This is a genomic window from Roseomonas chloroacetimidivorans (genome assembly GCF_049629625.1).
In the GTDB taxonomy this organism is placed as follows: domain Bacteria; phylum Pseudomonadota; class Alphaproteobacteria; order Acetobacterales; family Acetobacteraceae; genus Roseomonas; species Roseomonas chloroacetimidivorans.
The window spans coordinates 1-10673 of record NZ_JBNBZS010000130.1; the positions used below are offsets into that span (position 1 = coordinate 1).

General features: G+C 68.5%; 10 protein-coding genes. 4 read left to right on the top strand and 6 right to left on the bottom strand.

The window, feature by feature from the left end:
- Nucleotides 1-231: 231 nt before the first annotated feature.
- The 3 genes from ACO1BU_RS34030 to ACO1BU_RS34040 all read right to left on the bottom strand — a co-directional run bounded on the left by ACO1BU_RS34030 (nucleotide 232) and on the right by ACO1BU_RS34040 (nucleotide 3807).
- A complete protein-coding gene (locus tag ACO1BU_RS34030) occupies nucleotides 232-1623 on the bottom strand; it encodes a GIY-YIG nuclease family protein (protein WP_424140353.1) in 1392 nt (463 codons plus the stop codon).
- Nucleotides 1624-1999: 376 nt separating this feature from the next.
- Entirely contained in the window at nucleotides 2000-2503 is a 504-nt protein-coding gene (locus ACO1BU_RS34035) for an antitoxin Xre/MbcA/ParS toxin-binding domain-containing protein (RefSeq protein ID WP_424140361.1), read from the bottom strand.
- Nucleotides 2504-2658: 155 nt separating this feature from the next.
- Nucleotides 2659-3807: a hypothetical protein gene (locus tag ACO1BU_RS34040; protein ID WP_424140354.1), complete on the bottom strand. Its 1149-nt coding sequence runs from the start codon at nucleotides 3805-3807 to the stop codon at nucleotides 2659-2661.
- 1038 nt (nucleotides 3808-4845) lie between these two features.
- Here ACO1BU_RS34040 and ACO1BU_RS34045 point away from each other — a divergent pair.
- Nucleotides 4846-5385 carry an antitoxin Xre/MbcA/ParS toxin-binding domain-containing protein gene (locus ACO1BU_RS34045; RefSeq protein ID WP_424140355.1) on the top strand — a complete coding sequence of 180 codons (540 nt, stop codon included), beginning with the start codon at nucleotides 4846-4848 and terminating at the stop codon, nucleotides 5383-5385.
- Between the two features lie 810 nt (nucleotides 5386-6195).
- On the opposite strand, the gene ACO1BU_RS34050 is transcribed toward ACO1BU_RS34045, so the two are convergent.
- Nucleotides 6196-6429 carry a hypothetical protein gene (locus ACO1BU_RS34050; RefSeq protein WP_424140356.1) on the bottom strand — a complete coding sequence of 78 codons (234 nt, stop codon included), beginning with the start codon at nucleotides 6427-6429 and terminating at the stop codon, nucleotides 6196-6198.
- Entirely contained in the window at nucleotides 6426-7568 is a 1143-nt protein-coding gene (locus ACO1BU_RS34055) for a hypothetical protein (RefSeq protein ID WP_424140357.1), read from the bottom strand. Before ACO1BU_RS34055 ends, ACO1BU_RS34050 begins: the two co-directional genes overlap by 4 nt.
- Before the next feature lie 584 nt (nucleotides 7569-8152).
- Between ACO1BU_RS34055 and ACO1BU_RS34060 the strand changes: the two genes are divergently transcribed.
- Nucleotides 8153-8470 carry an HU family DNA-binding protein gene (locus ACO1BU_RS34060; protein WP_424140358.1) on the top strand — a complete coding sequence of 106 codons (318 nt, stop codon included), beginning with the start codon at nucleotides 8153-8155 and terminating at the stop codon, nucleotides 8468-8470.
- 71 nt (nucleotides 8471-8541) lie between these two features.
- Nucleotides 8542-8799 carry an HU family DNA-binding protein gene (locus ACO1BU_RS34065; protein WP_424140362.1) on the top strand — a complete coding sequence of 86 codons (258 nt, stop codon included), beginning with the start codon at nucleotides 8542-8544 and terminating at the stop codon, nucleotides 8797-8799.
- Nucleotides 8800-9055: 256 nt separating this feature from the next.
- Here the strand turns inward: ACO1BU_RS34065 and ACO1BU_RS34070 are convergent, their stop codons facing one another.
- Entirely contained in the window at nucleotides 9056-9775 is a 720-nt protein-coding gene (locus tag ACO1BU_RS34070; RefSeq protein WP_424140359.1) for a hypothetical protein, read from the bottom strand.
- A 267-nt stretch (nucleotides 9776-10042) separates the two neighbouring features.
- On the opposite strand from ACO1BU_RS34070, the gene ACO1BU_RS34075 reads away from it, so the two are divergent.
- On the top strand, nucleotides 10043-10363 hold the full coding sequence (locus tag ACO1BU_RS34075; RefSeq protein WP_424140360.1) for an SOS response-associated peptidase family protein: 321 nt from the start codon (nucleotides 10043-10045) through the stop codon (nucleotides 10361-10363).
- Nucleotides 10364-10673: the final 310 nt, after the last annotated feature.

Genomic DNA, 10673 nt, shown 5'->3' on the forward strand with positions numbered 1-10673 from the left:
AGTCGGGTAGCGCCGGCCCCGCTCAAACGCCAGCTGCCGCGCACGGTGCTCCTTGGTCCACATCCCGCCTATGTGGCCATGCAGACCGGCCCAACCCAGGCCGGAACTGCATTCTCAAACGGGGTCTCAGGGCGGTGGCGGCGATCGCGTGGAGGTGGCCATCGACGTCCCGGAGGAGAACGTAGCGGCCGATCCGGGCGCCCTCGGTGGGCGCCTCCTCCACTCTGCCCGTCATCGGCCGTCCCTATTTCGGGGCCGGCTTGCCACGCTCCGTGCCCGCTCCAGGGCTGCCCGCGAAGCCGCGCCTGCACGGGCCTTGCAGGCCTGCCTCAGCCGCCAGGAGATCGGCTTGCGGGATGCCGGCCACTTCCTGTCCTCGCCGAGGATCTTGCTGATGGCGGCCTGGGTGACGCCCAGGGCGGAGGCGATGGCCCCGATCGTCAGGCGCGATCCCGGGCGGCTATAGGCCGTCAGCCACCAGCGCAGCCACTTGCGGTCCACTCCGGGACGGGATTGCCGGCGTGACCACGCACTCCGGTTCGCCCGCATGCGTCCCCGGACCTCGCGGATGCGGTTTTCGGGCAGGCCATGCCCACCAGGCTGGAGGCGCTGCTGGACGTGCCGGGCGTCCAGCCCATGCGCGCGGGCCAGTTCCGCCAGGGCTGTGCCGGCCGGGGCCTGGAGATAGGCGCGGAGCAGGTCCCGGACGCGATCGGTCTCAGCCTGGCGCTGCTCCTGCCGCCGGGCCCAGGCCTTGAGGGCAAGGGCGAGGAGGCTGGGGCACACGACGAACCGATTGGCCCGGCCCTCCAGCAGGGCTCCGAGCGCGCCATCGGAGAGGCCGTGCCGCCGGCAGAGCTCGGCCGCGGTGGTGTCGGGCTCCGCAGTCAGGACGTCGGCCAGCAAGGCGTCATAGACCGCCGGTCCGTGCTCGCGGCGGCAGCAGATCCTGGACTGGTGGGCGCGGGCGGCAGGGGTGCGCTGGCGCAGGCGCCGCGTGGCGGCGGCACGCTCGCGTATCTCCTTTGGGACGAGGCTGCCGACAGGCGCCCGCTCGCCGCCAGGGCCGATGTTGAGCAGGGCGTCGCCCAGGTCGGGACGTAGCGCCGCGATCGCCGTGCGCTCGGCCTCGTCCGTCGCCTCTCCGACCGGGTGGACGGAGCGGACGCGGATGAACAAGGGATCACCCGCGAGGGCGATGCGCCTGATCACGGCCTCCAGCCGCTTGTTCTTGCCGATCCTCCGCCCGGCATAGGAGCGGTGGCTGTAGAACCTCTTCCTCACCGAGCACTTGGACTGGCCGACATAGATGGGCGGTGCGGACGGGGAGAGGGCGAGCTCGTAGAGGAGAGCGAAGCCGGTGGGCGGCACGCCCCCGGGTGCCTCTGCCGTGTCGATGATCTGCAGACGCGGCGGGGGGACGGGAGGACAGTAGTTGCTGCGGAGCTGCTTCGCGCTGGCCTGCTGACGCCGGCCTCGGCGCGTGCCGGCGCCCTGGGAGTGGGGTAGGTGAAGCTGCTGATCCTGCTGTTGCAGGGGCTGGGCAACCTGGCCCTGGCCGGTCCGGTCCCTGCGACGGCCTGCCCGGCTGTGCCGGGCATTGTTGAAAACGATCTTTGTCATAGTCAGTATCTCCGAGTGGGTGGGGGCGTGAGCCGTGCTGGCCCTCAAGGGCCCAGCGCAGGCCTCGCGCCCCACCCAATCGGAGATCTCTCTTTCTCCCCTGTTCCCTGGCGGCGCAGGGGCATGATGGCAGGAGGCGCTGCACGAGCTTTGCCGAGTTCGCCCTGCTGTGCCCGTCGCCCACCACGCGAGCGGTCTCTCAGCTGCCGGGAAGTGAGGCCGTATTCCAGCGCGCGGGGATCCTCTCGGTGCAGGGGCCAGCACCGGTTCTCCCGGTGTCGATCGCCGGGCATCCCCGAGTTCGGGGCGTCATCGTCTTGACCTCATGCACCTCCGTGCCGAGCGCGCCGCATGCCTGTGGGATGAGATGGATCCGTCACACCGGCTGGCCGTGTTGCAGGTTGCGCAGCAGGATCTGCACGACCCGTACGGCGCCGTCCTCGGTAACGGCCATGGCGAGTGGCGTCCGCCCACCGAGCAGCATGTGAGGGCGGGTCAGCCAGTCGCGCACCTTTGCCGCCTCGCGCCAAACCTCGGCTGCAATCGAAACGACCTGATCGAAGCGCCTGGTCAGTTCCTCGGAATGTGCTGCCAGACGGTCGCGGACCCGGCCGATCGCACTCGCGAGCGCCCGGGCACGGGTTGCTGTGAAGGTTTCGTCGATCAACGCTGCGAAGGCAGCTGGGCCAGCCTCGGCTCCTCCTATGACGGACGCGCCCAAAGCGTCAGGCCGGAGTGCCAAGCCGGCGCACCCCGTTGCCGCACGATCCAGGTAATCGAGCACGGCAACGAGCCCCACCACGGTCTGGATGAGGTCGCAGGGAACACCGCCCAGGACAAGGTTGTCGGCGTTCATCCAGGAGGACAGCCTGGCTGACAGCGGCGCCTCGGTTAACGGATAGGCAAGTGGGCATAGTGCGTCTCCAGGGAGACCGCCCGGGTCATCTCCGTTTCACCCGCAAGGGGGGCGGCGCAAACGGCCGCTTCCTCCGGAGCCTCACGGCGACTCCCGCGGGTAGACGGACCCTGCGTCCCTTACACCCCGGATGGCGGTACAGGCGCCCGCAAGGCGGCCCGGGAGGCCGCTTCCGCCCTGGCTTTGCAGGCCCGAACGAGGCGCCGCGGCAGCGGTCGCCCGCCACGGCCTGCAATGAAATGCGAGACAGCGCCCTGGGTGGCCCCAAGGCGCTCGGCGATCGCTGCGAGGGTCAGACGAGATCCCGGACGGCTATAGGCGGTCAGCAGCCACCGCAGCTGGACGCGGTTGATGCGGGCCCGACGGCGCCCAAGTGATATCGCCCTCAGGCACACATCCTGGCGCATGCGGGCGAGGGCGGCCCTGGCGAGGTCGTGCGGAATTCCATGCTGGCCTCGGCGCAAGCAGCCCTGGATGCGCTTCGGAGAAAACCCATCCGCGCGGGCGATGTCGGCGAGCGCGGTGGCGGGCGGCGACGCGAGATAGGCTTCGATGATCTGCTGCACACGGGCGCTCTCCGTCCGCCGTGCTGCCTTGCGCCGCGTCTGGGCGTCGCGCGCTCGGGCCAGGAGGTCTGAACGGACCACGAGGCCGTTGGCATGGCCGCGGAGCAGGGTGATCAGCGCCGTCTCGGACACGCCGTGGCGCTGGCTGATCTTTAGGGCCGTGACATGGAGAGGAGCCTCGGCGAAGTCGCGCAGAAGGGCGTCGTAGACCTCGGGCGCGTGCCGCCGACGCGAGCTTACGAGTGCCTGATGCGCGCGGAAGGCCGCGCTCCTCTGGCGATGACGGCGCGACAGGGCAGCGCGCTGGCGCTCTTCGCGCGAAACGAGGCGCCCGGCTGGAGCCTTTTCGCCGCCTGGGCCCTGGTTGAACAGCTTCGAGCCAAGATCAGCCCGGAGATCCGCGATGGCAGCGCGTTCGGCGGCGTCAGCCGCATCGCCCCAGGGATACAGGCCGACGACGCGGATGAAGATGGGTTGGCCGGCCACCACACGCTGGCGGATCCATGCCTCGAGCTGGGCGTTCATCCCGCCAAAATGGCGGGCGAACCAGATGTGCTTATAAAACCGCGACCTCGGCGCGTTCTTGGTTTGGCCGAGATAGACCGGTACGGCCGAAGCCGAGGGCGCGAGTTGGTAGAGCACGGCCATGCCGGAAGGCGGCTTGCCGGCGGGCAATCCTGGGCCAGCGATGATGTGGAGCACCGGCTTGGGCAGGGGAGGGTGATACTGCGGGATCTGGACCTTTCTCCTGCGACGACGGCTCGCGCCGGGCGGGGCACGCAGAACGAGGCGGTACTGGCGTTCATCCTGCCGGGTCTCGCGCCGAACGCGGCGCCCGTTTTTCTTGGTGCTCTGCTTTTCATCTGGGCCTTTTCCGTTTCCGGACACGGGTCCACTGCTGTGCTTACGGCTACGTTTAGTCATCTTTAACTCCTGTTCAGAGGCGGCGGACCGTTGCGACCGGCCCAAAGGGCCCGGCGCAACGGCCCGTGCCTCGAACAGGGATCTTCTTTCCGGACCATCAGGCCGGGTTCCACAGGCGGTTACGATCGGTTGGCCGGAGCCCCGACCTCGTCGCCTACCCGACCGCCGTCCTCGGCAGCCGCTGGAGCAGTGGCTGCAGATGGTCGATGATGAGGTGCCCCGGAAGTTCCTGGCCGTGCGGGACCGCGCGGCACCTGCGTGGAACCTGCCCGAGGGCACAAGCTGGCGGCACATCGCACCGGGCCGCGGTGGCGAAGATCACGGACGCTGTCGGCGCCCATGTGAATGCCCGGGGCCGCGGCGACAGGCCGCTGCCGATGTTAGGGTTCGACCCGAGGAAGGACGAGGAGCCACTGCTAACCGCTGAGCAGCTGGACGAAGCCGTTAAGACCTTCCGGGGAACGCTTCGGCCAGACGCAGCAGCGCGGGTGCAGCTGCCTGATGGCGAACGCTCCCGGAGCGCCTAAGTATCCGGAGCCTCGGCCCGAGGCCAACTGTGCTGGAGAGACAGCAGCGCAATGCTCAGGATCAGCGCGGCGAAGCGGGATGGCGGGCGAGGCACGACGGCGTCTCCTGGCGGAGGTGCAGCCAGGCCACCCGGTCTACCTCCGCTGCCGCCTCAGCTTAGCCCCAAACGCAACGGATCGAGATGGGAATGCAGCGGGCTGGCGTGCGATCGGCGCCATGGGTGATGCTTGATCCAGGGTCCGTCACGCCCACTCTCATACGGATCTGAATCGTGGACTGGAGGAACCCGTGACGAGCCCCTTCAACCTGACCGTCCGATCGACGCAGGGTGAGCTTCGCACGGCGATGAAGGCCATCTTCGGGCTGTTTGAGCACTGGGAACTCACGCCGGTTGAGGCCCGTCGGCTGCTAGGCGACCCGGATGAGAGCACCTTTCATCGCTGGAGGAGTGGCGAGGCCGAGGAAGTACCCCCGGAGACGGCGCTCAGGATGGCGACACTGCAGGGTATCCAGGAGGAGCTCCGCCTTGCCTTCAGGATACCCGATACTGGTTACAGCTGGATCAAGAAGCCGAATGAGGCCTTCGGCGGCATCAGCGCCCTCGATCGGATGATGCAGGGCTCGTTGCCCGATCTCATCGCCATACGGGAGGTTCTCAGTGGGAGGCGCGGCGGCGGGCTTCCCTGCCAGGATGGCCTGGAGCAGCGAAGGGCTGCCGCGGAGCGCATACGCCAGCAGAGCCGCGCTGTGGCTCAGTACATCGCCTCTTCGCCGGATGCACAGGACTTCTACGCCGATTGGGGCACGCCGGCGGACCTTGGGTCCTAGGCCGAAGCTGGAGGTCACTGGGTGGGATTGGACCGGAAGGCGAGCCGGACGCTTTGCGCCAGGAGCGATGAACGGCATCCGCCTTCGTCCGAGGACATCCCGCGTAAGTATCGGGATGAAAGATGAGTGCCGCCCTTCTCCGTGATCACCAAGCCGAGTTGGAGACGATCGCCGGCAAATCCGTCGTCCGAACTGCCGATCTCCTTGGCCTGTCGTGCCAGAAGTCCGATCCAGACGATGCTGTCCGCGGGCGCAGGTCTCGAGAATCGAGTGGGCGGGCTTCTTACTCCCGGCCGACAATCAAGGAGCTTGCCTCAAGATCAAGAAATGCGGGGGCGCCAGCGTCGGCTTGGAGAGCGCTCGTCGCATGATTGCCGTCATGGCTCGACCTCGTTGCCGGTCGGGGCCGAGGCTGGCGCGGCGAGCCGGTCATATCGGCCCAAGCTCTTGGCGGGTAGTGATGTCAAAAGTGCCGTCGATGCGGATCATGATCGGGGTCCAGGTTCAGGCAGCGCGGGGCCGCAGGGGGTGTACAGACGAAGCCGCGTTTCGAGAGGCGCCGCGGTCGCGTGGAGAGGCGGGGAAAGGGGGACGGCGCCGGCGGCACCGTCCCGGGGTTGGCGGAGAGGCCGGGGATCGCGAGGCGTTCCCACCCTCGGCGGGCGCAGGCCCAGTCTGAGGCAGGATCCAGCGCCGCACGCCGGAGGCGCGGCGGGTGACGATCACCCGCCGCCTGGCCCGTGCGACCGATCAGCGCGCCGAGGTGGCGAGCGGCCCAGCGCACTGGCACCGGAGGAAGCCTGACACCGGTCAGCCTCTTCCATCCAGCCAGCCGAGCACGGTCGCGAGTGGGACGCCAATGCGCAGGGCGCGCCCGCCGGGCAGAAACAGGACGGTGTCACCGTCCTCCTCCTCGCAGGCCGCGTGCACGGCGCTGGCTGAAAGGGCATGCCGTCGCCCGTCGATATCCCGCAGCACGAGGTAGCGCCCGATCCGGGTTCCCGCGGTGAGATCCCCGTCCTGCGGCGTGGAGAGATCCCTCATCGGGCGCCTCCCGGGCGGTATGCCTCGCGCCGAACCGCCTCCGCCCGCGCGCGGCAGGCGCGCAGGAGCTGGCGGGGCAGGGGCCGGCCCTTCCGTCCGGCGATGAGTTGCGAAACCGCGCCCTGGGTGATTCCGAGCCGGGCGGCGATGGCCGTCAGGGTCAGCACGGAACCCGGCCTGGCATAGGCGGTCAGCAACCAGCGCAGCTGCCTGCGGTCGACGCGAGCCGCTCCGTGGCCGAGCGCCTGGCCGCAGAGCCTGACATCCTCGTTCATGCGGGCGCGGACGGCGCAGGCGAGCGCCTCGGGGATGCCCCGCTCCCGACCGCGCACGGCCTCCTGCAGGCTGCGCCCGTCTAGACCGTGGTCCCGGGCGATATCGGCCAGGGCGGCCCCGGGTGAGGCGGCGAGGTAGGCGCACAACGCCGAGGCGACAGCCGCCCCGGCCCTGGCGCCCTCCTTCGCCCGGAATGCGTTCCGCCGGACCTGCGCCGCGCGGGCGGCGGCGAGGGCTTGGCTGCGTCGGTATCCCGTCTCCCGCTGCTCGGCCCGGCGCGCGAGGCGGGTCCGCAAGCCTCCCTCCGCGGGTACCAGCCGCCCGGTAGGGCAGCGCTCGTCACCGGACCCCTGGTTCAGCAGCGCCGCACCGAGTTCGGCACACCACTCGGCGATGCAGGCGCGCTCGGCGGCATCGGCCTCATCTCCGGCCGGGCTCATGCCCTCCACGCGCATGACGAGTTCGTCGCCCCCTTCGGCCAGGCGCCTGACGCGGGCCTCCAGCCGGCGATTCCCGCCCGCTCGGTTCCGGGCCAGGGACACGTGGCGCGCAAGGCGGTCGGCAGGCGCCAGCTGGGTCTGGCCGACATAGAAGGGCGCACCATCCGGTGAGCGGGCGAGCGAGTAGCAAAACGCCCAGCCCTTTGGTGGCCGGCCTTGCGGCAAACCGGGGGCGGTGATGATCCGGCGCCGGAGGGTCGGCATGGCGGGGTAGGGGCGGGGAGCCCTGGACCAGCGCTCTCGCCGGCGTCGCCGCTGGCCCTTGAACTGGCCGCAGGCAAGGCGGCGTTGGTTTGGCTCCTTTCGGTCGTTTGTGCCGCCGCGGCAGCAGCGGCCATCACGGCGCGTCTCGTTCGTTTTCATTTTGTTTACTCTCCTCGGCGCGGCGGCGGGATTACCGGTCCGGCCCAAGGGGCCCGGAACGGAATCCCGCGCTGCACCGAGGAGCTTTTCTTTTTCCTGGCTTGCTTCCTCTCCTTCCCACTCAGCCGCGTGCCGGCGAACAGCGCGGCCGCGGCGGCCCCCGCAGCAAGGTGGGGTAGCAACGGCGCATTCGGCTTGGCCGGCGAGCGTGGAGCCGGCGAACGGCTCAGCTCGTCACGGAAGCTGCTCCCTACGAAGCCGAACGTAGCGGGGAGAGCGCTACTCGATATGCTGGTTCCGGGCGGAGCTCTGGCTGTGCACTCAGATATCGACGGTGTTCGCCATGCCGCCGTGGTCGAGATCACGGCAGGTGCGTCACTGCGCGAAGGTCCAGTCTGCCCGCCTTGCAGCGTTCTACTTGCCCCGACTTCATCCGTAAGTTCGAGCGCTGTTCCGCTGCGTTGCTCGAACGAAGCGGCTGAGGTACCGGTACTGTGCCCACGGGTGGTACTGTCCTGCTGGTCAGGATAGTTTCCCCTGCCTGCAGATGAGCAGGCGACGAGCAAGGGTCCGACAATCAAGCCATGTCGAAGAAGTTTCTCACCGACGTCATCCAGCAATCCTCCGAGATGACCGGCGTGGCCGCCGGGCGTCTGGCGGCCGACATCATTGCGGCCATCAAGGAGCAGATCGTCGAGAACGGCCGCTTCTCGCTGCCGGATTTCGGCGCGTTCACCGTTCGCGAGACCCCGAAGCGCTCGGCGCTGAACCCCCGCACCGGCGAGAAGGTCGCGGTGAAGGCGGGTGCGACGGTGAAGTTCAAGGCGGCACCGTCGCTCAAGGCCGCGGCCTTCGCCGGCGCGAAAAAGGCCAAGCGCCGCGCCACGAAGTCGGCGAGCTGATCGCCGCGGAGCGCTGGCTCGTCGGACGAATCGGATCAGCAATAAGGGCCACCACGAAGACCTCGGATCTTATCGAGCGCGTATCGGCCAGTGCTGGCATCGAGAAGAACATCGCCAAGAAGGCCGCCGACGCCGTTCTGACCGGCATCGTTGAGTCGGCCAAGTCAGGGGAGGAGGTGAACTTCCCCGGTTTCGGCAAGTTCAAGACCAGGCAAGTTCCTCCGCGACAAGGCCGCAACCCGTCGACCGGAGAGGCAATCGAGGTTACCGCCTCGAGAAAGATGACCTTCGCCCCTGCCAAGCAGGTCAAGGACGCTCTTGCAGAGTGATGGGCGATGTTCCGTCAATCACGTCTGCTCTCTCGCCAGTTGCCATATGGGCGAGAGAGGCCAGCGCGGCGCTGCGGATGATGCGTGCGGCGACCAAGGACCAGAGGAGACTGCACATCGAACGCCGATATCGGAAGGGTTCATGAACCCCCGGTGCAGCTCGTGAGACAAAGACGGGGGGCGGAAGGGGGGGCGAGCGGTCGTTCAGCCTCCGACCCGCTTTGGAGGGATCACCGGCGGGAACAAGGCTCCGGCGTCACGAGCCGGCACCGGCGTGGCTGTCTAACGGCAGGCCGGAATCGGGAAGCGCCGCCCGGCCTGGTCCACCGTACCGCCGCGCGGATCTATTCACAGCCTTCCGCGGCTCCGCCGCCGCGCTGAGAGGTATCTGGAGATGCGCGGCGCTGTTCCGCCGCTCGCCCGACGCACCAGCGAGGCCGGACGCAGTGTCCAGGGGGACGGGCCAGAAACACTCAACGCGCCCAGCCTCACCACGCAGCGCAAGGAATATGATGCGCCGGATCGAGCCGTCCGGCTCGGTCTCGACCGCAAACCGGAACATCAGCCCCTCGGCCCGGTCACTGCCCATGGCAAGGGCGAGCTGCTCGGCCTCGCTCTCCTGCCGGCGGAGCGTGCGCTTGTTCGGGTCATCCGCCTCGCCCCTGTAGAAGCGGACGGGCACGCCATGGATCAAGAAGACGAAATGGTGGGTCTCGTCCAGCACCCCGAGCCAGGGATAACGCCCAGCTTCGGCGGCACGGGAGAGCTGGTGCTTGGTGAAGGCGTAGGCCCGGCAGCCGATGGACCAGGCATCGTCCCCGGCCCAAGGGTCGGCCAGGGCGATCGCATCGGCCCGGCCGCGGGCCAGGAGGCGGGCGGCGGCCACGAGCCGTTCCTCGGAGAGGGAGGGATGGAGCTCCCAGGGCAGCACCGGCCTGGCAGGGGCCGCTACCGGCTGAAGCAGGTCGTCCTTCATGACGCGAGGATAACGGCGCGGATGGAGTCTGCCGAGGCTGCTCCGATATTGGGAAATGCGCAGACCGATCACATTGCGTCTCATCGGCCTTCGTGGTCCTGGCAGGGCGGATTACGCTTGGCCAGATGTGCAACTTATACTCTGTCCACAGCAGCCCGGCCGAGATCCGGCGGATGGTACGCGCCGTGCGGGACAGCGTGGGCAACATGCAGCTGCTCGCGGGCATCTATCCCGATTACCCAGCTCCGATCGTGCGGACGGCCGCCGATGAGTGCCGCGCTGGACATCGATCCGCAGGGTGAGAGAGGCGAGGTGACGGCCGACCTCTTCGCATTCCTGACCACGGAGCCGAATGCGGGAGTGGCCCCGATCGACTTCAAGGCTATGCCGGTGATCCTGAGCGAGCCAGAAGAGCCGGGAACCTCGATGACGGCGCCCTGGGGTGTGGCGAAGAAGCTGCAGCGGCCGCACCCGAACGGCACCCTCAAGTTCGTCGCGCGCGGCAAGCCCGAGCTGCCCGACCACGATCCCACCTCAGGCGAAGAAAGGCCGGCGGAACATGCCGAGGGCGATAGCCTGCGCCGGTGAGCAAACTGTGACGCAGCCCTCCCTCCTCCAAGTGGTGCTACTTGATAGAGGGACCTGACATGCGTCAGAGGACTCTTCGCAGATCCTCCTGGCAGTCTGCACCGCCGGTGTTCGACGTAATCGCCATCGCCTGGCCCGAAGGGTAGGATCGTCCATGCCAAGACGCCACATGGCATGGCGTCCCTCAATGATCCCCTCATTGCGCATGAGCAAGTAGGTTGCTGAAGGTGCTGGTCTGCGCGACGGCTTTGGCGAAGGCTGTCATGAGCGGGACGAGCCTGTGCTCAGGCATGCTGGGGATTAATTCGTA

Coding starts and splice junctions, on each gene's coding strand:
- ACO1BU_RS34030 (WP_424140353.1), bottom strand. CDS start 1,623: ATGACAAAGATCGTTTTCAACAATGCCCGGCACAGCCGGGCAGGCCGT.
- ACO1BU_RS34070 (WP_424140359.1), bottom strand. CDS start 9,775: ATGAAGGACGACCTGCTTCAGCCGGTAGCGGCCCCTGCCAGGCCGGTG.
- ACO1BU_RS34055 (WP_424140357.1), bottom strand. CDS start 7,568: ATGAAAACGAACGAGACGCGCCGTGATGGCCGCTGCTGCCGCGGCGGC.
- ACO1BU_RS34050 (WP_424140356.1), bottom strand. CDS start 6,429: ATGAGGGATCTCTCCACGCCGCAGGACGGGGATCTCACCGCGGGAACC.
- ACO1BU_RS34075 (WP_424140360.1), top strand. CDS start 10,043: ATGAGTGCCGCGCTGGACATCGATCCGCAGGGTGAGAGAGGCGAGGTG.
- ACO1BU_RS34060 (WP_424140358.1), top strand. CDS start 8,153: ATGTCGAAGAAGTTTCTCACCGACGTCATCCAGCAATCCTCCGAGATG.